This window comes from Desulforamulus reducens MI-1 (assembly GCF_000016165.1).
GTDB lineage: Bacteria > Bacillota > Desulfotomaculia > Desulfotomaculales > Desulfotomaculaceae > Desulfotomaculum > Desulfotomaculum reducens.
Genome location: NC_009253.1, coordinates 2345054 through 2368286 on the forward strand (window position 1 = coordinate 2345054; position 23233 = coordinate 2368286).

Sequence of the window (23233 nt, forward strand, 5' to 3'; positions counted from 1 at the left end):
CAAAAAGCAATCCCGTACCACTTTCAAAGTGGTACGGGATTGCTTTTTTTACGACATTTTATCCCTAAGAAGATCTCCCCTATGCTATTCTTTCGTATTTGAAAGTTCCTCTTCCAGTACCTTTGTATATAACTCTCGTAATTGATTGACCCTCATTTTTACTAAGACCACATCTTCATCCAGAGCAGCACGTTCAATTTCCGCCCCACTGGCCGAAAACTCTGGGAAACCATAAGCTCCTCCTGAACCCTTTAAGCCATGCCCAATATAACGAACTGCATTAAAATCACATATTTTCGCAGCATTCTTTAATTTTTCCATTTCCCTCCCTATATCCTGTAGGTACCAGGGAACCAGAGATTCTATTCCTTTATCTCTAATTCTAATTTTTTGAGGAGTACCAGTTGATAAAACAAACTGCTGTTTTATCGTTTTTATTAATTGGTCTCGCTTAACGGGTTTTGCAAGATAACCGTTGCATCCCGCTGCCATACATTTTTCCGAGTCCCCTTTCATAGCATAGGCTGTTAGAGCAATAATGGGTAAATTCTTATATTTATTTTGTTTGCGAATCAGACGAGTGGTTTCATAGCCATCCATCACTGGCATTTGCATATCCATTAATACTAGGTCAAATTTTTGCTCTTCCAGTATCTCCAAGGCCTGCACACCATTCTCGACCTCCACTATTGAATAATCATCAGACAGCATATGTGTCACCAATCGTTGATTAAAGTGGTTATCCTCAACCAATAGTATCTTAATCCGCTCAATTCCCCCTTGAGTCTTTGAACAACCAGTAACCCCCTTTAGAATTTCCGATAATTCTTCTAACAAATCATGGGGATGTACTAAACTCTTGTTTAATATCTTCTCACACTTAAGGTTTAGTTTTTGATAATCTTTCTGAGTTAGATCCTTTGCTGTATTGATTATTACAGGTATGTCCCTAAACTCTGGCTTCAGCCGCAGGCTTTCCAAAAATTCGAAGCCATTCATACCCGGCATTAAGAGATCTAATAGTATTGCATGGACTGCACCACCTTGCATTAGGTAATAAAATGCGTCCCCTGCCCTAGCAAAGGTGTGCGTTCTATATCCTTCATTTTCTATTATCTTCTTCAGGAATTGCAAAGTAGCTTCTTCATCATCAATCAATACAATATGAGTATCATCCTTTTTTTTGCCCGAGATGAGTTTTCCTAAACGAGAAATTAATACTTTTTCTGAAATAGGCTTTTCAATGAAATCCACCGCTCCCAGAGAAAAGGCCTGTTCTTTTTCTGGCATCACAGAACATACAACAATGGGAATATCCTTAGTTTCTTCATAGGTTTTAATCCTTTTTAGAATTTCCCAACCTGTTAGATCAGGCAACAAAATATCAAGAATCATTACATCTGGTCGATATATTTTGGCTAAGGTTATGGCCTGTTTTCCTTGTTGGGTAGTTATTACCGAATAGCCTACCTTTTCCAAATAGTTCGAAATCAATTGCTTTGTAGTCCAATCATCCTCTACCACCAAAACAGTTCCATTTTTGCCCTGCATCATTTCTGATTCCATTAACTTTTCTTCTTCACTTATTTCAACCTTGTTGACAGGAATATAGAAAGAGAAGATTGAACCTTTGTTTACTTGACTTTCTACATTTATCTCTCCACCCATTAATTGGGTAAGGCTTTTACATATGGTTAAACCCAGACCTGTACCCCCGTACTTACGGGTTGTGGAACCATCTGCTTGGGTAAAGGCATCAAAAATTAACTTTAACTTTTCCTTAGGTATCCCTATTCCTGTATCTTCTATACAAAACCTTAACTTTATTTGGTGATCAGCACCACTTATTGATTCCTCTGCCACTGAAATTTTCACATATCCTTGATGAGTAAATTTCGCCGCATTGGAAATTAGGTTGTATAAAACCTGTCTTATCCGGGTGGGATCTCCTTTAAGCTGATCATGAAGATTTTGTTCTATATCAATCTTCATTTCTACATTTTGCTCCAAAAATTTGCTTTCAATCACATTAACTGCCTCATGGATCAGTTTGCGCAAACTAAAACTCGTTTCTTCCATAACTAATTTACCCGACTCTATTTTAGAGAGATCTAAAATATCATTAATGAGATCCATTAGTTGCTCGCCACATTGTTGGATGATTTTAACACTTTCCTGTTGTTGGGGACTTAATTCTTGTTGTATTAACACCTCTGCAAATCCCAGGATACCATTCATGGGAGTCCTTATCTCATGACTCATGTTGGCCAAGAATTCTGATTTCGCTTTGCTGGCCTTTTCCGCCACTAGAAGGGCCTGTTCAGCCTGCCTTTTGGCCTTAGCCACTTCCGTTACATCCACCACCATCAATAATACACCATCGTATGTTTTATCACGGTAAACCGGCTGGATGTTCATAATAACATCCATTCCCCCAACCCTCCGTGTTATGGTGACCGGAGAAGAATTACGGTTGAGGCGAAAATTTGCAATCATCTTCTGAATTTTTTCAAGGATTTTACCGTTGTGGAGACTCTCAAGCTTCTTGCCAATCAGGTCCTCTCTGACTTTTCCTGTTATAGTCAGGCATTGTTCATTTATTTCAGTAATAATACCCTCTGCATCCACCAGTGCAATGGCCGCATTCATTATAGAGATAATTGCTCTTAGTTTGGCAGCTTCCCTTTCGGTCTCTTCTCTGGCCTGCTGTAATTTTAACTGGGTTGCCTTATGGGCGGTAATATCTCTGGCAGAAACATAAAAACCGATAATATTCCCCTTGGGTAATCTTATGGGATTGGCATGAATATATAGTATCTTGCCGTTCTGGCTCACTTCTCCCTTCCAGGATTTACCACGAATTAAAGATAAAAGTACCATTTCCCCACCCTGGTAGGCCTGTTCAATGCCCAGGCCCAGCAACTGGCTACCATCCATACCAAACAAATCTTCCGCCGCAGGGTTGGCATAGGTTAAATTACCGCCAATGTCAAATATACTGACAGATTCAACGGAACTATTATTGGCATGCATGTGTAAACGAAGGGATTGTTCCATTAGATTGCGCTCTGTAATATCGGCAAAAACCTGAACCCCTCCGGCATATTTTCCACTAATATCATGAAGAAAAGAACCACTGGTTAAGATACGCCTTCGCCCTTTTTGTGTCTTAATTTCCAGTTCCACATCTTTATAACAACCGCCACTTTTCATAGCATGAAAAAGATGACAATCCTCTTCTCTACATTCACAACCCATTAACTCAGAACAGTTTAGGCCCAATACCTCCTCTGGGTTGACTTGAAAATAAGCTGCAGCTGCAGCATTTATTTCAGTGATCTTCATATTAGAGTCAACGACAAAGACACACTCCGTCATACTTTCAAAGATAGTCCATAATTTATTTTTCTCATTGGTTAACTTTCTATTAATTGACTGCAATTCAGCAAGTCTTGATTCCGGTCCTTCACCTACCCATTCACTGCAAAAACCGATCTCAAAACGATCAAAAAAGGTATTCATTGCTTCTTCAGCTTGTTTTTTCTCCTGGTTTGTTAAATTGCTTTCAATAACCATATCCAAGTATGCTCGGCGGTAGTATTTAAAGAGTCCCAAGAACATCTTTAGGGTAATTCCCCTGGCCCGGTGCAGTTTTGCGCTTTCTATTCCAAAATGAGTTACTGAATCTTCCCCTACCTGCTCTTCCACATAAATTTGATCATTGTCATAACTTTTTAGGTAATATGTCAATGCATGAATGATTTCATGCACTGACAGACGCCAATCTCCTCGGCGTGTGGAACTATATCTGGTAAACCCGCCTGCTTTAGCATAGTCAATTAGTCGTTGTATGATATCATCTTCCCTGCGGGTGAGTAATTCAACCAGCTTTTCTCTCACGCCATGACCTCCCATTGATAATCAAGTATGTAGTTGGATAATAACAAAATAATCTTGTTTTTATTTAACTTAAACCTTACAAAAGAATTAAATTTTTTCGTTAACTAATATTATATAGCAAAGAAACATTAAACTTTATGTCAAAATACTTTAGATAAACACTTGCCTGGAAGAATATGATTTGTTATAATGAATTTTGTTGTGAGACAAAATCAAATACGGCCCCTTGGTCAAGTGGTCTAAGACACCGCCCTTTCACGGCGGTAACACGGGTTCGAATCCCGTAGGGGTCACCATTAAATGGAGGGGTTCCCGAGCGGCCAAAGGGAGCAGACTGTAAATCTGCCGGCGATTGCCTTCGAAGGTTCGAATCCTTCTCCCTCCACCATATTGGGGCGTCGCCAAGCGGTAAGGCACCGGACTTTGACTCCGGCATTCGTTGGTTCGAATCCAGCCGCCCCAGCCAGAAAAAAGCTGAGAGTTCATATACTCTCAGCTTTTTTGACACATTGGAAGGTGTAAAACTTTCCATAGGCATCAGTTCTAACTAAATTCACATGCAAGACTATGACCTTTAGGTTATGCTCGCAGAGTGTATCAAAAACCCTCGTGCCAATTTGGGTATGGAAAAAATAGATTTTTCTAACTCTTTAAGTGGAAGGTCTGTTAATCCCGGTAAGCCTTTGTCTTTTTTTAATATTATTGGTTCCGGTATCCCAAGTGTCGTGATAGCCTCCATATTTTCCAACCAATGTTCCTTCTCCTGTGGTACCAGAATTTTTTATAAGACCTTTAAAGCGTTTAGGCATCTTGTGTCCCCCTCTCTAAGTTTTATTTTCTCCGAATTACGATTATTTACTATAGGTTTCTATATTATTTTACAAATTGTCAGCTAAATATCATTATTTTTTTATATATTGTGACATAATATTATTACACTTGAAAGTTACTCTCTTATCCCGGTTCAAATACCGGGTTTTTTTACATTATCTAGATTTTATGCTTGCACTGATAACTATCCTTTGTTATAATAAATTTTGCACTGGTAATGTCGTGCTCCAATAAAATATGCGGTCGTGGCGGAATTGGCAGACGCGTAAGATTCAGGTTCTTATGCCCGTCAGGGTGTGGAGGTTCAAGTCCTCTCGACCGCACCATTAAGCCCCGGTTTTTTAGCCGGGGTTTTTCATTTTTCTAACAAGATATATAATAAATGTCTAAACAATAAATTTAGTCTTGCATGTTTCAAAAAGGTGCTGTATAATAAATTTTGTCAGTTGGACAAACCCACGTGATAAAATAATATGCGGTCGTGGCGGAATTGGCAGACGCGTAAGATTCAGGTTCTTATGCCCGTCAGGGTGTGGAGGTTCAAGTCCTCTCGACCGCACCAGCTAAAACCTCAGTTTTAAACTGAGGTTTTTTTTACTGTTTTTTGACAAAAGAAAAACGGGCTTTATATTTCAACCCGCTTTTCTCCAGCACGAATTTTAGAATTGATAACTTCTACTAAAAACATGGTGGAAAATACATGATACAGTTCTCCAATAACCCCTTCGATGGAGCCCTCCTTGTTATTTAGCTGCCCCAGCAACACAATTTCAAATCCGTATTGCTGCTCGTTCAATCGGATAAACTCACGGATTGTTTTCTCCCGAATTTCACTGTCCCCCATTGTAAGCCAAGAATCACAGGTATTTACATTCATCCCTGTAATTTGATGAAGCGTCATCAAAAAACTCTCTCGAAATTGAGCAAAGGTTGGTTTCTCTTGATTTCCGATTTTCAATTATGATGCCCCCCTATAGTATATTATCTTTTATTATAAGAGCTTTTCCAACCTAAGTTCAATAAAGAAAACTTTACGGGTTTGGCTTCTAAAGAAAAACTTGGCTTACGCCATACCTATAGGGTACGAAATTCTTTAGGTAACGGTGTAAGCCTTAGTTACCCTTATGCAAGTCTTTTATAAATTTTACAGTGTCTGTGTGAATGACCTCAGATTAGGAAAAAAATCAATATTACTCACACCGAAGATACTTTTATGTTTATTCAGTAAAGATTCCAATTGATATCCTTCAGCAGTATCGATAATGGTAACTTTCTTTAACACTTTGTTATCCACCATCGCTTTGCGAAACATCCAGTTAGATCGGAAATCCGTTGTGGGAAATGAGTACCCAATAACAATAATTTCGGATGCTTGTTGTAAAGCCTTACGGGCCTGATGCCACAGGTCCGGTATGAAAGGAATGGACTGATAATTCTTCATCAAAGTTGGTGGTATGATCACCCTGCTTAGTTTGTTACAACAGCGTTGCGTTGTACACTTAATCATATTTGCCATCCCATTTATGATTACATTATGTCCAAGGGCATCATTGTGCTCATAGACATATACCTGGCCGCACCGGGGGCAATATAGCCAATTTAAGGAACCATGAAGTTTGAGGAGTTTTACTTTAGCATTGCCCGGAGTGTTATTTTTCTGTTGTTTAAAACTGTCCGCAGAAAAACTACCTCCTAAATGCCGGCATGGCATACCGTAACCATCTTGTATACACCAGAGGCCCCTTTGGGGGTTAGCCCTCTTTAGCGCGTAGTCCATTAATAATTCATAGTTAAAAGAAATGATAATATCTCCGTAGTCCAAAGACTCTGAAATTTTGTTATGATCGGGGCAAGGATCCCCATAGAGAATTTTATCAAAGGTTAGTGCCATAAGCAGTAGATATTCTTCATAGGCTTGTAATAGCCTTTCCCGCCCTGGTTCGTCTTCTTCTATCTCAATATTGAGCAGGGTCAAGACTTCTTCCATATCCAGGTTAGAGTTCTTTACTTTATCCTTAGTAACACCCCAGAGTCTTTCAATAAAATTAAAAATATGATCAAAGGTTAAATCTTGATCTTCATAATGTCTGTCCCTAATTTGATGAATATTAAGAACCCGCATGGCTTTTTGAAAAAAATTTTTAGCCACCGGGCTTGTTTCCCCTAGATATGAACCTGTATAGGCTGCTCCAGCACCGGCCCCCAACACATATACTTTGGTCACCGGATTCCCCCTATCTTTAAACTCACTAACCTTATTATGGCTTTGGATGTGATAAAATAACCCGCTCTGCGGGTTATTAATTAAACAAAATCCGAATAATTTGGCCAACAAAATAGAAGCCTGTTAAACCAATAATTCCCATGGCCAGTTGGCCCGTTGCTAAACTGTCTTTTCGTTCCAGCCAGCACCTCGTATTCTCATAAAAGTTGACCCCCATTGACTTCGATTCCAATTGTTTGGTTATAGTTGAAAAATCCATTGCCAATTCCGCACTCTTCATCATACGGCCCTCCGAACATTTGTTTTGTTTATTTTATTACCAAACAAATGTTCCTGTCAATACTATATAAAAAATCCTGCCATTTTTATGACAGGATTTTTCGTATCACTAATGTTTTCCGCTAATATTATAGGGAATAATCCTCTTTTCCCAGGTTCTAAGGGTAACTTGATCATTTTTATTCTCAATAATATACTGGGGAAGTACAGGAGTTTTACCATAACCATTGGGGGCATTAATGATATACGTAGGAACAGCAAGTCCTGAGGTATAGCCTCTTAATTGTTCCATAATAGCAATGCCGTCATCTACTCCAGTGATAAAATGTCTGGTTCCTTTTACGGCTTTAGCATGGAATATATAGTAAGGGCGAACTCGAATGGTTAGGAGACTTTGGTTTAACCTCTTCATAACATCCGGTTGGTTATTTATATTTTTTAGTAGTACAGCTTGATTACCTAGAACAACACCTGCTTTTACCAACATATCACAGGCCTTTTTTGCTTCTGGTGTAACTTCCAAAGGATGATTAAACTGGGTGTTGATATAAATCGGTGGATGGTTCTCTAAAATCTTACATAACTCCGGTGTAATTCTTTGGGGCATAGTAACCGGAGTACGTGTTCCCAATCTCTTAATTTCCACATGAGGAATATTATCTAATTCAGTCAGCAGCCATTCAATTTGTCGGTCTGATAACAATAAAGCATCCCCACCAGTTATTAATACATCCCTTATCTCCTTATTTTCCCTAATATACTGCAGGGCACCTTCTAAAACCTTACGTGATTTGTGAACATCAATTTCCCCGATATTTCTACGTCGTTGGCAGTGGCGACAATACATAGCACATTGATTTGTTACATTAATAATCAAACGGTCTGGGTAGCGTCTTGTTACCCCTTCCACAGGTGAAGTGTATTCTTCTCCCATGGGATCTTCTACACCGTAACGATCCTTTACTTCTTCTATACAGGGTATAGCCTGTAACCAAACAGGGCCACCGGAACCACTTACCATTGCCAGAGCCATATAATAGGGTGATACCGCCCAACGGTACTGGCGCCCCACTTTTTCAATGGCCTCTTTTTCAGCCGGGGAAAGATCTATTAACTGGCTTATTACTTTAACATCTTTAATACGATTTGCCATTTGCCAGTGCCAATTTTCCCACTGCTCATTATCTGCATTAAAAAAATTTAGTAAAGTTTGTTTTGCCCGATTGTACTGTTCTTGCACCTCAAAACCATTTTTAATTTGATCCTTGTTCTCAAGATAATCAGTGATACGAGCTTTTAACTCCTTTGCCCTTTTTAGAGCAATTTTTCGTTTTTCTTGTCTTAGCCGGAACTCTTCTTGCTTTAAATGAACAGACATAAAAACTCCCCTTTCTTTAAAGCCTACGAAGTTAGCTGACGGGTTCGGGCCGAAAGGTTAAAACCCTACCGGCGTTAAAAACCGGACTCACCCCAAAAGTCGGGTCCTCCGTTCCCATATATTTACAGGATTAAGCTATTATTTACAGGCACGGTACTGATAATTGTAAGTTGTCACAACTTATTATATCATTAAAGTTGCTTGTGCATCAATAAAAAGAAAGGCTCTCTATTTCATAGATTACCTTTCTTTTGCCCTATTTATAGCCTTACTAAGCCTTCCCGTGCTGCAGTGTCCAAGCGGCCATAAATCGTGAGGATATCTCCTGCTAATATTAGACTGTCTGGCGACGGATCAATAATATCTCCCTGCCCCTTACGTAGAATGGCCAATACTCTACTATCGTTCAATTCAGTTTCAGCCAACATCTTCCCCACCAAGGGAGAATCGGTTAAGACCTTCCATTCTTCAATTTTGTTCAATCGACTCTCCAGTTGATAGGTATGTTGCAACAATTCTTCCATCAGTTTCGATATCTCATTATTTAGCCTGTCTCTTTCCTTTACTAACTGATGTAACTTTTCATGGATACCTGCAAGAACTAATCGTTGGTCAAAATCATGTAAGTAATTTTGAGCTTCTGCAACAGATTTAACAACCACCCCGATACCCGGCGCAACATCAACAATACCAACTTCCTGTAATAATGTGAGAGCACGCCGAATGGTTTCTGGAGAAACACTGTATTTCCCCGCAAGGGTAGAGCGCCCAAATACCTTCTGCCCCTCCTGATATTCTCCCCGTACAATTTTCTCTGCTATATCTGCAGCAATGGTAATGTACCTTGCTAAATGTACATCGTTGTTTGACAAAACATTACCCTCCAAAACTAATTGATATAAATACATATTATATCCTTGTAAAGAAAAAAGCAAAAGACTTACCAACTTTTTTATTGGCAAAGTTTTTTGCTAAGCATTTTTAGTGACAAAAAAATACCCCTTGGATAAACTCCACTAAAATAAACTTGGCTTACGCCATACCCTATATGGCGCGAGAATCTTTAGGCGACGGCGTAAGCCTTAGTTGCCCTTATGCAAGTCGGAGAGTTTTATACTTCTGATTTCCAATAAATAGAAAAGCCGCAGTAGCACTGCGGCTTTTCTATTAAAAATAAAGATCCCTTTCTCCTGCCTCAATTTGTTTTAATCTTTCTTCTGTTATCTTACGAACTTGCTCATTTTTAATTTCTCCCAGGTGCTGACGGATGGTTTCTTCTCCCACTGCCTTTGTCTCGGGGGATGCATAGTCCAATAAGTATTCCTTAAAGGTCAAAATAGCATTGGGCTGGCAAACATTTTGAATTTCTCCACTCTTAGCCAGAGTCATAAAGCGGTCACCAGTACGACCTTTGCGATAGCAGGCCGTACAATAACTGGGTAACCACCCGGATTGACAAATATTGCGCAGAACTTCATCAGGACTGCGGTGATCATCAACCATGAATTGAGGGCTATCCTCTTCACCACAGCCACAATTGTTACTACCGCTGGCAAGGCGTGCCTTACGCTCTAATTCTTTCTTATAACCTCCTACCCCGGTGCAGGAACCGGCGGAAATTTGGGATATTCCTCGATTTAACAACAGATCCCTGTATTCAGGACTTTCTCGGGTAGAAATAATCATGCCGGTATAGGGAACTGCCAGACGAATAATGGTAACCAGTTTCATAAATTGCTCATCATTTACTAAATAGGGCAAGTTTTCTCGATTTACTCCCAAGGCAGGGCGAATACGGGGTACTGAAATGGTGTGAGGCCCTACTCCAAAACGTTCTTCCATATGAAGGGCGTGGAACATAAGACCCATCACTTCATATTTATAATCATAAAGACCAAACAGAGGACCAAGCCCTACATCATCAATACCAGCCATCATAGCCCGGTCATGGGCAGTGGTATGCCAGTCGTAATCTGCTTTGGGCCCACTGGGATGCATTTTCTTATAGGTTTCCCTATGATAGGTTTCCTGGAACAAAATATAGGTTCCAATACCAGCATCCTTTAACATTTTGTATTCCTCAATGGTGGTGGCCGCAATATTTACGTTGCAACGACGAATACTACCGTTGTCAAACTTAATGCTGTAGATGGTTTTTAAACACTCCAAAACATACTCGATGGGACATTCACCTGGATGTTCCCCGGCCTCCACTGCCAATCTCTTGTGACCTAGGGATTCTAAAATCTTGATTTCCTCTTCCACCTCTGCCTGGGTCAGCTTACGACGATTAAATTTGTTATCACAACGGTAACCACAATAAACGCAGTTATTTACACAGTGGTCGCTAACATATAAAGGAGCAAACAAGACCAAGCGCTTACCATAGATTTTAAGCTTTATTTCGCTAGCAACCTGAAACATGAAATTAATTAAATCTTGGTCATCATTTTGCAGTAAAATAGCCACTTCTTCTGGTGTTAGCCCCCGGGCCTCTCTGGCCTTCTCAATGATTTCCCGCACTCTAGCAGGAGAAGTCTTTTTGCCTTCTTCCAATAAACGGTTGATTTCTTCCTCATTAATAAAATCTGCCGGTTCCCATTGGTTATTATAAATTTCAGCCTTATTTATTGCCACGCCTATCTCCTACCTTTCGTCTTTAAATTTATCTTTTGGGCTATGACCCTGTCCTGTACTTATACGTCTTCCCATTTCTTTTACCAATGAAGTAATTTTTTCATGGGACTCATCGGCATTCTCTTTGCTGCCGGCTTTTTCAGGATAAATTTGATACTTTTCCCGATAACTGGCAGGGGATAAATTAGGCATAATAACATTGGCGCCACAACGTAGGGCCATCTTTCGACCATCCGGATGTAAGGTGCCCACCGCTGTGGTGGCAGGCAAATGTGTTTGGGGCAGTATCAGTCGTGCCACAGCAAGGGTTTTCAGGGTCAGTGCCAGATCACCGGTTTTGCTGTCCCGTAAGGGAGTCTGTTGGTGTGGTATAAATGGCCCAATGCCGGCCATTTCAACATCTAAGGCCCTTAGTAAGAGAATATCATCTGCCAGGGTTTCCATTGTTTGGCCAGGTAACCCAACGATATTTCCAGAACCCACTTGATAGCCTAATTCCTTCAGCCAAGTTAACCCTTTAATTCTTTCTTTGAGTGTAGTACCGGGTCTGAGCTGGGTAAACAAACCAGAATCTGCAGTTTCATGTTTTAATAGGTAGCGATCTGCCCCTGCCTTTTTCATTAATTCATAATCTTCACGGCTGCGTTCCCCTACGCAGATTGTAACAGCAAAATTACCTACTTTCTTAACCTGGCGTATTATCTCCGCCAAGTCTTCCCCACTGTAACGGGAGTCTTCTCCTGACTGCAAGACAATGGTACCGTATCCCAATTGAGCGGCGTATTTAGCTGTTTCAACAATTTCCTCTATGGGTATACGATATCTTTCAATATCTTTATTACTACGCCTTAGCCCACAGTAGTGGCAATCATTCCGGCAGTAGTTAGAGAATTCGATAATTCCTCTTAGGTGTACCTCGTCTCCAAAATGTTTCTTTCTTACTTGGTCAGCCATGTCAAACAATTTGGTTTCTTCATCCCCTGGCAAAGCACCTAATAGGGTGATAACATCCTGTCGTGTCAGTTCGTTTCCTGCGGCGGCTTTGGTTAGAGCTTTAAAAAAATTATCTTGCAAAGGCTATGCCCCCTTTCCATTACTTTTTGTCGTTAAGCATTTGTTGTATGGTCGGAAAGGGTGAAAGGGCCCGTCGCAGGATGCCCATTACAAAGGCAATACAGACACCGTAATTAACAATGGGTACCCCTACCTGCTGGACCTGCATAATACGGGAAAGCATTTCTCGACGGTTGACCATACAGGCCCCGCAATGTACCACCAGTTTATAATCCGATAAATCCTCTGGGAAACGGTGGCCACTGCTCCAGTGGAATTCTAAATCTCCTCCTACAACCTGACGTAACCAGCGAGGGATTTTCACGGTACCGATATCATCTTCCATCCGGTGATGGGTACAGGCCTCGGAAATCAGTACCTTATCGCCAGGTTTTAAACGTTCTATGGCTTTGGCTCCTGCCACCAGAGTTTCTAGATCCCCCTTATAGCGGGCAAAAAGAATAGAGAAAGAAGTAAGCAGAATGTCCTCTGGGGTATCTTTTTCAACTTCCCTAAAGGCTTGGGAGTCTGTAATAACCATTTTCGGCTTTTTTATAAAGTTAGCTATACATTCCTTTAACTCGCTCTCTTTGGCTACATAGGCCATTGCATCATGGTCTAAAATATCCCTGATGGTTTGTACCTGGGGTAAAATCAAACGGCCCTTCGGCGCAGCTGAGTCAATGGGTACCACCAAAACCGCAGTGTCGCCGGGATTTAATAGGTCCCCCACAATGGCTTGGTCATCCCAAGTGGCCGGAGCAGTATTAACAATGGCAATTTTCAAATCGCCAATACCCTGACCATTAAGGGCACTAACCACCACTGTCGGGCCTGCCAACTGCGTTTTTGCCTCCTCGATTTGTTGCTCTGTAACATGGTGTGCATCAATCTTATTAAAGACCACAACCACCGGGAGTTTTTTCTCCTGACAGCGTCTTGCAATCTTTAACTCATAATCGGTAACCCCGCTTCCAGCGTCAATAACCAGTAAAACCATGTCTGCTTTATTTAACACATCCATTGACCGTTTTACCCTAAGTTCTCCCAAATCACCACTATCGTCAATCCCTGCCGTATCAATGATCACCACCGGTCCAACTGGTAAAATCTCCATTGCTTTGTATACCGGGTCAGTGGTGGTTCCTGGGATATTGGAAACCACTGCAATATCCTGGCTCGTTAGGGCGTTAATCAGACTTGATTTACCAGCATTGCGCCTACCAAAAATCGCAATATGTAGTCTATTACCCCGGGGTGTGTTTTCCATTGTTGATGCCTCCTTCTGCGTACCTCTGGTATTTAAATTGGTTGGACTATCTTTTAACTGGCATCCCCCTATCCTAGTATTTTGTACTAAGGGCTGATTTGACCTGAACTCCTTTAATGTTTCCTAACTTACCGGTCATGGCACCAATTTCATCATTGGTCCCTTCAACAATAAGAGAAATAACTGAAAGGGCCCTTTCCCTATGGGGAATTCCCATACGACCTATGATAATTCCCGAGTACTGGCTGAGGATACTATTGATTTCAGGTGCTTTGGCCCTGTCCTCTATGACAATACCTACAACCCCAATGCGACGCAACATTCAAACCACTCCTTGTAAAAATAAAAAACCGTCTGTCCAGAGAAAGGCAGACGGGTAGTGTACACTTAAAACGGCACACCCCTTGGTCCAAGGCAGATAAGCCTCTCTCCTTAGGGAAATTGCATACTTTTTTCGGCCCTCCAAGCTAGGTAAATCATCCCAACTTGTCAGGCTTTATGATGGTTACTATACTAATTATACTATTTTTGAATTATCAGTCAATATTTCCTTAAACTTTATCTAGAAATAAATAAAACTGTAGGTATTCTGAGTATCAACATCTTGTTTTGGTAAAGGAAAACGTTCTAGGGATGTCGAATACTACCCACACAAAATCTTTTGGTAATGCGTAAATAAAGGAGTGATCGCATAATGGTTGCAGGTCAAGAAGAACAGTTGGTGGTTTTTCAACTAAATGATCAGCAATATGCACTACCCATTAATGAGACCCAGGAAATTATCCGTATGGCTGAAGTAACGAAGTTACCAAATACTACTTTTTATATTGAAGGCATTATTAATTTACGAGGAACCATCCTGCCTGTAATTAGCCTCAATCGTAGACTTGGACTGCCGGAGACGGAGCAAAACGAAGATACACGTATTATTGTGGTGGAAAACAAGGGTAACAAAGTAGGTATGATTGTGGACAGTGTCCTTGAAGTAGGTCGTTACACCGAGGCTGAAGTGGAACCCCCAAACATGATTGGCAATAATGTGGATTACTTAAAGGGTGTTGTTAAAAAGGAAGATCAGCTCTGGTTGTTGATTAATCTAGACACTGTTTTATAAAGAATACTTGTCTAGCCCACCCTTTAGAACCTACGAACTTAAATAAAGTGGGATATTATTAAAAAGCACGGCCAATGCCCGTGCTTTTTACATCCATACCTATTAGATTTGTACAGCGGTACCGCTGGCAGAAACCATTAGCATACCCTCCCGGATCACTTCGTAGTCCAGGTCCACACCCACAATGGCATTGGCCCCCATGCGGCGGGCCTGTTCTGTCATTTCTTCCAGGGCAATTTCCCGGGCATGGGCCAGTTTGCTTTCATATGCACCACTACGTCCACCAACAATATCAGTGATACTGGCAAAGATGTCCCGCACCACATTGGCACCCATAATGGCTTCTCCATTAACTAAGCCAAAATACTGCCGGATGGGTTTCCCCTCAATGATTCCTGTTGTTGTGATAATCATAACATCTTTCCTCCTGATACATATATTTTTCGTAATATGGATTATTTTTATACAACAAAAGGATAGGGCCTGACCTATCCTTTTGTAAAATTTATTCCTTTGCAGCAGCCCTAAAGGCGTTAAAGGCCGCTTCCACTGTACGCTCTATATCATTCTCAGTATGGGCCAATGAAACAAAGGTTGCTTCAAACTGTGCAGGTGCCAGGTAAATACCCTGCTCCAACATGTTTCTAAAGAAGGCTGCATACTGCTTGGTATCAGAGGAGGAAGCTGTGGCGAAGTCCCTTACATCCTGCTGGGTGAAGAAACAGGTTTGCAAGGATTGTACCCGGTTAAAGGATGCCTCCACACCAGCCGCTTTCGCAGCTTGAATCAAACCCTGGGCCAGGAGGTCTGACTTGTAATCAAGCTCTTCATAAACACCCGGTTGCTGTAATTGCTTAAGGGTTGCGATACCCGCAGTCATCGCCAAAGGATTGCCGGAAAGCGTTCCTGCCTGGTACACCGGACCCGCAGGAGAAACCATCTGCATAATCTCCCTGCGGCCACCGTATGCCCCCACAGGTAACCCGCCACCTATGATTTTACCCAGGCAGGTTAAATCAGGCATAACATTATAATAGGCCTGAGCACCCCCATAACTTAAGCGGAAACCTGTAATAACTTCATCAAAAATTAACAGGGCACTATGTTTGTTACAAAGGTCCCTTAGTCCCTGCAGAAAACCCTCTGCTGGAGGAACAACCCCCATATTTCCTGCTAAGGGTTCCACAATAATAGCTGCTATATCCGAACCCACTTCAGTAAAGATCTTCTCCAACAATTCCAGATCATTATAACGTGCATTAATTGTATTGCTGGCAATGTTTTCTGGCACCCCTGGGCTGGTGGGAACACCATGGGTAAGGGCTCCTGAACCGGCTTTAATCAAAAGGGAATCATGGTGGCCATGGTAACAGCCTTCAAATTTTATAATTTTGCTTCGATTTGTATAGGCTCGGGCTAAGCGCAGGGCACTCATGGTTGCCTCTGTACCAGAGTTCACCATGCGAACCATTTCCACCGATGGTAATGCCTCTGTCAACATTTGAGCCAGGGTTACCTCCAGATCCGTAGGAGCCCCATAGGTGGTTCCTTTCTCTAAGCAGTCTTGAAGGGCGTGAATCACCGCAGGGTGACGATGTCCTAGAATCTGCGGTCCCCAGGAACAAATATAGTCGATATATTCATTGCCATCCACGTCCCACATACGGGAACCATTAGCCCTAGCAATGAAGGGTGGGTTCATCCCTACGGATTTAAAGGCTCGTACGGGGCTGTTTACACCGCCAGGGATAATCCTTTGGGCTTGTTCAAACATTTCCTCTGATTTTTGGTAGCTGGGAGCCATTAGGTACCTCCTAATCCATGAAATATTTCATGCTGCTTTTCTTTAATTCTGTTACACTGTAGAGCAAGCGATAATTTGTGACACCGGCAATCTCTGAAAGTCTTACCGCAATGTTTTGACATTCTTCCCGGCTCTGACCATGTACCATGGTGTAGAAATTATAAGGCCATTGGGGCAAGGCTGCCCTCTGATAGCAATGGGTTACTTCTGGCAATTTTGCCATCTGTTCCCCAACTTCTAGAATTTTATCCTCTGAAATTTGCCAGACAATCATGGCATTGGCTTTAAAACCAACCCGGTGATGCCTCAGAGCAGCACCAATTCGGCGCATAATGCCAGCTTGCTGGATAGCATGGACCCGTGTGATAAGCTCTTCTTCTGTGATGTCTAATTTTCTAGCCAAGGTTTCAAAGGGTCTGCTCACCAGTGGTAATCCGGCCTGTAATTCTATAACGATCTTTTTATCTAGATCCGTTAACGTCATATTCTCCCTCACTAAACAAATTATTCCTATGTCTCACGAACTTTAAAATTCACCAAGACTTTAAAGAACCTTTGGGATGGCAGATTAATCACATCATTAATTCCTGTCTTTGCTTTTATTTCGGTAAGAATCTGCTCTACTTTTTCCGATGACTGTGCCAGAATAGTAAACCACATATTGTATTCGTGATCCCGGAGGTAGTTGTGAGTAATGCCGATATAATTATTAATCACCTCAGCTACTTCATCAATACGCTCTGAAGGAACTTTAATAGCACAAAGCGTTCCCTTATAGCCAAGCTTCCTAGAGTCAAAAACCCCACCTAATCGACGGATCACATCCTGCTGCATCAGACATTCTAAACGTGCTAGAACCTCCTGTTCGGAGATACCAATTTTTTCACCAATCACCCTGTAGGGTTCCGTACAAATGGGAAAATCCGTTTGGACAACATCAAGCAGGTGTTTATCAATATGATCCAGCTGCATTTAATACCCCTTTCGACCGTGGTATAAGCACCAGGGTTCTTCCGCCATATAGTCCCCGTGGTAAAAATATGCTCTGGCCCGACATCCACCACAAACTTTCTTATAGCCGCAGGTGCCGCAACCTCCCTTATAATCCATCGTCCGCAGTTCCTTTAACACAGGATTGTCTTTCCAGATATCCGCAAAGGACATCTCTTTTACATTGCCCAGAGGGATGTTTAAGTAAGCACAGGGCTGCACATCACCCTTGGGACCAATAATACAATAGGCAGTACCTGCCAAGCACCCTCGCTGGAATCGGGTATCCACACCCATTTGCTTGGCAATGCGCATAAATTGGGGAGCACAGGTGGGCTTCAACTCAATGTCCACTTGCTTTTGCTTTTCCATAATGCGATGCAATAGGTTTTCATACTGTTCAGCCCGCAGGGATTCCTGCTCAATGTTAACAGCTCTGCCAGTGGGTACCAAGAAGAATACATGGTGGGCCACTGCCCCCTCCTGTACCGCAAAATCCGTAAGATCCTCTACTTCCTCGTAATTCCAGTCCATTACCGTGGTGTGAATCTGGAAGGGAAGACCCGCCCTGCGACAATTCCTCATACCTTCTACGGCTGCCTGCCAACATCCTTCCTGAGCCCGGAATTTATCGTGTTTGGCAGGGTCCACACTGTCTAGGCTGATGCCCATGCCAAGGGCACCAGATTCCTTCAACCGCTTGGCCACTTCAGGGGTAATTAGGGTGCCATTTGTACCAAAAACCGGGCGCAGCCCCTTAGACCTAGCATGGGCCACCAGTTCATAAATGTCTGGTCTCATTAAGGGTTCTCCGCCGCTGAAAATCATGATTTTAAAACCCACTTCGGCAATTTGATCCAGTAGTCTCTTGCCTTCGTCGGTAGAAAGCTCTTCCTCTGCCTTTACACCTGCATCCCGGTAGCAGTGTTCACAATACAAGTTACAGGCGTTGGTTGTATTCCAAGATATAATCATGCTTATCCCTCCTTCAGCCAGTTGGCAACCTCCGGAGCATGGTAGGTAATAAGCATATCTGCCCCAGCCCGTTTTAAGCCGGTAAGTGTCTCGAGAACAATCTTCTTTTCATCGATCCAGCCCAACTGGGCAGCGGCCTTCACCATTGAATATTCACCACTGACGTTGTAGGCAGCCACCGGGTAATTAAACTGATCCTTAACCCGACGAATGATATCCATATAGGCTAGGGCAGGTTTCACCATCACAATGTCCGCACCTTCTTCAATATCCTGCAGGGTTTCCCGGAGAGCCTCATCTCCGTTGGCAGGATCCATTTGGTACGTCTTACGGTCACCAAACTGCGGTGTGGACCCCGCAGCCTCCCGGAAAGGTCCATAATAGGCTGAAGCGTACTTGGCTGAATAAGCCATAATGGGCACATTAGTATAGCCCTCTGCGTCCAATCTGGCCCGGATAGCTGCCACCCGCCCATCCATCATATCCGAGGGAGCCACCATATCGGCCCCGGCCTGCACATGGGACAAGGCAGTTTGGGCAAGTAGGTCCAGAGTTGTGTCGTTCTCTACGGTATCTCCTTTAATTAAACCGCAGTGGCCATGGCTGGTATATTCACACAGGCAAACATCGGTAATTACCAACATCTCGGGATACGCCTTTTTTATAGCCCTAACAGCTTGCTGCACAATGCCTTCGGGATCATAGGCACCAGAACCAACTTCATCCTTTTGTTCCGGTACACCAAAAACCATAATCCCCGGTATACCCAGTTCTTCAATGTTCTTTAAGTCCTCTATTAAAAGATCAATGGAAAGGTTGTAGACACCCGGCATACTGGTTACTTCCCGACGTACCCCCTGACCATAGGTGGCAAAAACAGGGTAAATAAGGTCGTTCACTGAAAGGTGGTTTTCTCTAACCAGTCGTCTTACACGATCATTCAGTCTTAGACGCCTGTGACGGATAGTAGGAAATTGGGGCATGGTTAGCACCTCCATGATTGGTTTATTATGGAACCTATAATTATAGGATAAGCCAACAACCACTGGTCATAGGCCAGTAAGTTAATGGCTAGACATTCAAGCAATCCCTATTTCTTCATCGGTTAAATAACAGGCGGGGTCTTCCATCCAAAAGTCTCCATAGACAGCTTCAGCCCGGGCTCGGAAATTACCGTTGCAGAGGTTCAGCCATTTGCATTGGGCACAGCGTCCTTTGAGAAGTGGTTTTCGATCCTTGAGCCCAGCCAGAATGGGATGGCTTAGGTCGGTCCAAACCTCTCCGAATTTCCGTTCTCTGACATTCCCAAAGCGGTGATTTCGAGTAAACTGGTCGGCATGTACATTTCCTTCCCAATCCACCTCACCAATGGCGATGCCAGTACGATTGCCACCATTACGGGACAAGAGTTCAAGTACCTTCTGGGCCTGTGCTGGGTTCTCTTTAAGGAGTTTCAGGTAAAGATAAATGGCGTCAGCATGGTTATCAACAGTCAAAATCTCTTTGTCCAGACCCCTGCGGTGAAAATCCAGTGTGCGTTCCATTATTAAATCCAGAACGGCACGGCTTTCTTCCAGAGAAATATCTTCCTTAATCATTTCACTGCCCCGACCAGAGTAAACCAAGTGGTAAAAACATACCCTTGGGATATTCTCTTGTTCAATAAGATCAAAGATTTGGTTTAATTCCGTATGGTTATGGCGATTAATGGTAAAACGCAGACCTACTCTTTGTCCCACCGCCAAACAGTTGCGAATGCCCGCTAGGGCTGCTTCATAGGCCCCTTTGCGACCTCTAAATGTATCATTAACTTCGCCAATACCATCAAGGCTGATGCCTACATAGCCTACACCTATATCCTTGATGCGGGCTGCAGCCTCTGGTGTAATCAAAGTACCGTTAGTGGAGATGGTGGTCCGAATGCCCTTTTGCGTAGCATACCCGGCCAGTTCAAAAAAGTCCGGGCGTACCAAAGGCTCACCACCTGAGAATAGGATTACTGGTACTTTGAATTCAGCCAAATCGTTAATAAATTGCTTGGCTTCCTGGGTGTTAAGTTCGTTATATTTTTTACTGTCGGACTCTGAATAGCAGTGACGACACCTCAGGTTACAGGTACGGGTCGTGTTCCAAACCACCACCGGTCCATGACCGGCCACAGCACCGTGCACCTGCCCCTTGGCGCCATGGTCATAGCGCAAAGAGTCTCCGTAATTTTGTGTATCACAGAGCAGCTTACTAATACTAATCATAAAGCTCCCACTTTTCTATAGATTTTTAATCCAGCCGTAAAAGATATCTTAAGAATCTTTTTGACCGGTAAAATGCTCGGTTATAGCCTGTACAAGACCGCCAATGGTATATTCCTTGGCTTCTACATCCACCCGCAGGCCCAATTTCCTAGCTGTGTCAGATGTAATGGGTCCGATGCTGGCTACTACCACCTTTTCCATTAATCGTGGTAAGTCTTCTTCTGCTATTAGTTTAACAAAATTTTGCACGGTAGACGAACTAGTAAATGTAACCACACTGATATCACCATTGGCTAGACTCTCACGGATGGCCTTAGCATTGCCGTCCCCTAAAACTGTCCGGTAGGCAACTACTTCATGTACCAGAGCACCCATTTCCTCCAAGGCCTTAGGCAATAATTTACGAGCAATGTCTGCCCGGGGTAATAAAACCCGATCTCCCGGCATCACTTTACCCCTGAGGCCTGCGACAATTTCCTCGGCCCGATATTCTCCCGGGACGTAATCCACCATCAATCCTCTTTTTTCCAATTCCTCCCGGGTTTTGGGTCCAATGGCACATAGGCGGACATCACTAAGATCCCGAATGTCTTTTTTATTATTACGCATACGTTCAAAGAACCTTTGAACACCGTTAACACTGGTGAAAATTACCCAACGATAGGAACGTACATCGGTGATGGCACTATCCAGCATTGTAAAGTCCTCAGGCTCGGCAATTTGAATGGTGGGGAACTCCCATGGTTCGCCACCCAAGGCTTCAATTGCTGAGGATAAGACACTGGCCTGTTCCCGGGAGCGGGTGACAATGACCCTTTTACCAAACATAGGTCTATTCTCGAACCATGCTAGTTTTTCTCTTAACTTTACAACCTCACCCACCACAATAACCGCCGGGTTTTTAAAGTTTGCTTCCAGTGCCCTTTGATGAATATTCTCCAAGGTACCAATCAGCGTTCTTTGTTCCGGTCTGGTACCCCAGCGTATTAATGCCACCGGTGTTTCAGTTGAACGGCCAAATTCCATTAATCTGGTGCAAATCGCTGGTAAATTAGCCATGCCCATTAAAAATATCAATGTTCCTGCACCAGTAGCAATTTTATCCCAGGCAATGCTGGAATCATCCTTATTGGGGTCTTCATTACCGGTAACAATAGCCAATGTGGAGGTATAACCCCGGTGGGTCACCGGTATCCCAGCATAGGCCGGTACTGAAATGGCAGAAGTAATGCCCGGTACCACTTCAAAGGGAAGGTTGTTTTCCACCAGCAATTCAGCTTCTTCACCACCCCTGCCAAAGACAAAGGGGTCTCCGCCCTTCAGTCGAGTTACAACCTTACCTTCCTTGGCCTTATCCACCAGCAGTTGGTTTATATCTTCCTGTGACATGGCATGGCGGTCCGGTGATTTTCCCACATAAATTATTTCTACATCCGGACGGGCGTAAGCCAAAAATCTTGGGCTGGCCAAACGGTCGTAAACTAGAACATCCGCCTTACGAATACACTCCAATCCTTTTACTGTAATTAATCCCGGGTCACCTGGGCCAGCTCCTACTAAATATACAATACCCTTTGTCATTTTCATTCCCCCGCCCTAACTTCTTCCAGTATTTTTTTACCGCCCATTGCCATTAGTTTCTCAGCCACTTCAATACCTAATTCCACCGCCTTGTTAACCTCGTTCTCTCCTTGGGCCCGAATAACTTTAGTCCCATCTAGGGTGGCCACAACAGCGGTGAGCATAAGCCTATTATTCTTAACTTCACTGTGGGCTCCAATGGGCACCTGGCAACCGCCTTCTAAGTAACGGAGTAATGACCTTTCTGCTTCAGTGGCAGCTTTGGTCTCTGTATGTTCAATACCTTTAAGTAGATTAAGAATTTCTGGATCGTCCTCCCGACATTCCACAGAAATGGCACCCTGTCCCACTGCCGGTAGACAAACCTGAAAGGGAATAATTTCCGCAATCATATCTTCCCAGCCCATGCGGGTTATGCCCGCTGCAGCCAGAATAATGCCATCTAGTTGCTCGGACACCAACTTTTTCATACGTGTATTCAGGTTACCCCGTAGGGCCTCCAGTTGAAAATCCGGACGGTAGTTTAATAACTGCGCACAGCGGCGTAAAGAAGATGTACCGATTCTAGCACCCTTAGGAAGCTCATCTAATTTCCGTCCATCCTTGGAAATCAGTGCATCGCCGGGGTTATCTCGCTTGCATACTGCACCAATGATTAAGCCTTCTGGCAAAGCAGTGGGCATATCCTTCAGACTATGCACTGCAAAATCGATTTCCTTCTGCAACATAGCCACTTCTAATTCTTTGGTAAATAGACCTTTATCCCCAATTTTGGCCAGGGCCACATCCAACATTTTGTCTCCCTTAGTCTTCATGGTTGTAATTTCAAAGGTAACATCAGGGTTTTGTTTTTCCAGCTGTTCAACTACCCAGCGAGTTTGCCACAGTGCCAGCGCACTGTCCCTGCTGCCAACGGTTATTTTATGTTTCATGGTAGCCTCCCTT

The 23233-nt window shown here is 43.0% G+C and carries 21 protein-coding genes, 5 tRNA genes and 1 riboswitch; of the genes, 6 read left to right on the forward strand and 20 right to left on the reverse strand.

Annotated elements, in window-relative coordinates:
* Positions 1 to 84: 84 nt before the first annotated feature.
* On the reverse strand, positions 85 to 3900 hold the full coding sequence (locus DRED_RS11430) for a PAS domain-containing hybrid sensor histidine kinase/response regulator (protein ID WP_011878464.1): 3816 nt from the start codon (positions 3898 to 3900) through the stop codon (positions 85 to 87).
* Positions 3901 to 4120: 220 nt separating this feature from the next.
* Here DRED_RS11430 and DRED_RS11435 point away from each other — a divergent pair.
* The 3 genes from DRED_RS11435 to DRED_RS11445 all read left to right on the forward strand — a co-directional run bounded on the left by DRED_RS11435 (position 4121) and on the right by DRED_RS11445 (position 4366).
* Positions 4121 to 4196, forward strand: a tRNA-Glu gene (locus DRED_RS11435).
* A 6-nt stretch (positions 4197 to 4202) separates the two neighbouring features.
* Positions 4203 to 4288, forward strand: a tRNA-Tyr gene (locus DRED_RS11440).
* Between the two features lie 3 nt (positions 4289 to 4291).
* A tRNA-Gln gene (locus tag DRED_RS11445) sits at positions 4292 to 4366 on the forward strand.
* A gap of 184 nt (positions 4367 to 4550) precedes the next feature.
* On the opposite strand, the gene DRED_RS18795 is transcribed toward DRED_RS11445, so the two are convergent.
* Complete coding sequence (locus tag DRED_RS18795; RefSeq protein ID WP_156779651.1) at positions 4551 to 4709, reverse strand: hypothetical protein; 159 nt, start codon at positions 4707 to 4709, stop codon at positions 4551 to 4553.
* Between the two features lie 261 nt (positions 4710 to 4970).
* On the opposite strand from DRED_RS18795, the gene DRED_RS11450 reads away from it, so the two are divergent.
* A tRNA-Leu gene (locus DRED_RS11450) sits at positions 4971 to 5057 on the forward strand.
* A gap of 149 nt (positions 5058 to 5206) precedes the next feature.
* Positions 5207 to 5293, forward strand: a tRNA-Leu gene (locus DRED_RS11455).
* 63 nt (positions 5294 to 5356) lie between these two features.
* Here the strand turns inward: DRED_RS11455 and DRED_RS11460 are convergent.
* The 9 genes from DRED_RS11460 to DRED_RS11500 all read right to left on the reverse strand — a co-directional run bounded on the left by DRED_RS11460 (position 5357) and on the right by DRED_RS11500 (position 13894).
* A complete protein-coding gene (locus DRED_RS11460) occupies positions 5357 to 5689 on the reverse strand; it encodes a hypothetical protein (RefSeq protein ID WP_011878465.1) in 333 nt (110 codons plus the stop codon).
* Between the two features lie 186 nt (positions 5690 to 5875).
* Positions 5876 to 6955: an SIR2 family protein gene (locus DRED_RS11465; RefSeq protein ID WP_011878466.1), complete on the reverse strand. Its 1080-nt coding sequence runs from the start codon at positions 6953 to 6955 to the stop codon at positions 5876 to 5878.
* Positions 6956 to 7031: 76 nt separating this feature from the next.
* Positions 7032 to 7238, reverse strand: a complete 207-nt coding sequence (locus DRED_RS11470) for a hypothetical protein (RefSeq protein ID WP_156779652.1) — start codon at positions 7236 to 7238, stop codon at positions 7032 to 7034.
* A gap of 105 nt (positions 7239 to 7343) precedes the next feature.
* Entirely contained in the window at positions 7344 to 8612 is a 1269-nt protein-coding gene (eam, locus tag DRED_RS11475; RefSeq protein WP_011878467.1) for a glutamate 2,3-aminomutase, read from the reverse strand.
* 5 nt (positions 8613 to 8617) lie between these two features.
* A riboswitch (cyclic di-AMP (ydaO/yuaA leader) is annotated at positions 8618 to 8759 on the reverse strand.
* A gap of 113 nt (positions 8760 to 8872) precedes the next feature.
* Positions 8873 to 9484: a GntR family transcriptional regulator gene (locus tag DRED_RS11480; RefSeq protein ID WP_041274596.1), complete on the reverse strand. Its 612-nt coding sequence runs from the start codon at positions 9482 to 9484 to the stop codon at positions 8873 to 8875.
* A 295-nt stretch (positions 9485 to 9779) separates the two neighbouring features.
* Complete coding sequence (hydG, locus tag DRED_RS11485) at positions 9780 to 11249, reverse strand: [FeFe] hydrogenase H-cluster radical SAM maturase HydG (RefSeq protein WP_011878469.1); 1470 nt, start codon at positions 11247 to 11249, stop codon at positions 9780 to 9782.
* A 9-nt stretch (positions 11250 to 11258) separates the two neighbouring features.
* Positions 11259 to 12323 carry a [FeFe] hydrogenase H-cluster radical SAM maturase HydE gene (gene hydE, locus DRED_RS11490; protein ID WP_011878470.1) on the reverse strand — a complete coding sequence of 355 codons (1065 nt, stop codon included), beginning with the start codon at positions 12321 to 12323 and terminating at the stop codon, positions 11259 to 11261.
* A gap of 19 nt (positions 12324 to 12342) precedes the next feature.
* Complete coding sequence (hydF, locus tag DRED_RS11495; RefSeq protein ID WP_011878471.1) at positions 12343 to 13572, reverse strand: [FeFe] hydrogenase H-cluster maturation GTPase HydF; 1230 nt, start codon at positions 13570 to 13572, stop codon at positions 12343 to 12345.
* A 73-nt stretch (positions 13573 to 13645) separates the two neighbouring features.
* Complete coding sequence (locus DRED_RS11500; RefSeq protein ID WP_011878472.1) at positions 13646 to 13894, reverse strand: TM1266 family iron-only hydrogenase system putative regulator; 249 nt, start codon at positions 13892 to 13894, stop codon at positions 13646 to 13648.
* Between the two features lie 372 nt (positions 13895 to 14266).
* Here DRED_RS11500 and DRED_RS11505 point away from each other — a divergent pair, with 372 nt between their 5' ends.
* Positions 14267 to 14686 (forward strand): chemotaxis protein CheW, encoded by a 420-nt coding sequence (locus DRED_RS11505; protein ID WP_011878473.1) that lies wholly within the window; start codon positions 14267 to 14269, stop codon positions 14684 to 14686.
* A 102-nt stretch (positions 14687 to 14788) separates the two neighbouring features.
* Here the strand turns inward: DRED_RS11505 and DRED_RS11510 are convergent, their stop codons facing one another.
* From DRED_RS11510 to hemC, 9 genes are all read right to left on the reverse strand, one after another.
* Entirely contained in the window at positions 14789 to 15100 is a 312-nt protein-coding gene (locus DRED_RS11510; RefSeq protein ID WP_011878474.1) for a YbjQ family protein, read from the reverse strand.
* Between the two features lie 91 nt (positions 15101 to 15191).
* Complete coding sequence (gene hemL, locus DRED_RS11515; RefSeq protein ID WP_011878475.1) at positions 15192 to 16490, reverse strand: glutamate-1-semialdehyde 2,1-aminomutase; 1299 nt, start codon at positions 16488 to 16490, stop codon at positions 15192 to 15194.
* A 10-nt stretch (positions 16491 to 16500) separates the two neighbouring features.
* Positions 16501 to 16974 carry a siroheme decarboxylase subunit beta gene (gene ahbB / locus DRED_RS11520; protein ID WP_011878476.1) on the reverse strand — a complete coding sequence of 158 codons (474 nt, stop codon included), beginning with the start codon at positions 16972 to 16974 and terminating at the stop codon, positions 16501 to 16503.
* Positions 16975 to 17000: 26 nt separating this feature from the next.
* Positions 17001 to 17462, reverse strand: a complete 462-nt coding sequence (gene ahbA, locus DRED_RS11525) for a siroheme decarboxylase subunit alpha (RefSeq protein WP_011878477.1) — start codon at positions 17460 to 17462, stop codon at positions 17001 to 17003.
* Positions 17463 to 18455: a putative heme d1 biosynthesis radical SAM protein NirJ2 gene (gene nirJ2 / locus DRED_RS11530; protein WP_011878478.1), complete on the reverse strand. Its 993-nt coding sequence runs from the start codon at positions 18453 to 18455 to the stop codon at positions 17463 to 17465.
* Between the two features lie 2 nt (positions 18456 to 18457).
* Positions 18458 to 19438, reverse strand: coding sequence for a porphobilinogen synthase (gene hemB / locus DRED_RS11535; RefSeq protein WP_011878479.1), 981 nt, complete (start codon positions 19436 to 19438; stop codon positions 18458 to 18460).
* Positions 19439 to 19534: 96 nt separating this feature from the next.
* Entirely contained in the window at positions 19535 to 20707 is a 1173-nt protein-coding gene (gene nirJ1 / locus DRED_RS11540; RefSeq protein WP_011878480.1) for a putative heme d1 biosynthesis radical SAM protein NirJ1, read from the reverse strand.
* 48 nt (positions 20708 to 20755) lie between these two features.
* Positions 20756 to 22288 carry a uroporphyrinogen-III C-methyltransferase gene (cobA, locus tag DRED_RS11545; RefSeq protein WP_041274598.1) on the reverse strand — a complete coding sequence of 511 codons (1533 nt, stop codon included), beginning with the start codon at positions 22286 to 22288 and terminating at the stop codon, positions 20756 to 20758.
* 2 nt (positions 22289 to 22290) lie between these two features.
* Positions 22291 to 23220, reverse strand: coding sequence for a hydroxymethylbilane synthase (gene hemC, locus DRED_RS11550; protein WP_011878482.1), 930 nt, complete (start codon positions 23218 to 23220; stop codon positions 22291 to 22293).
* Positions 23221 to 23233: the final 13 nt, after the last annotated feature.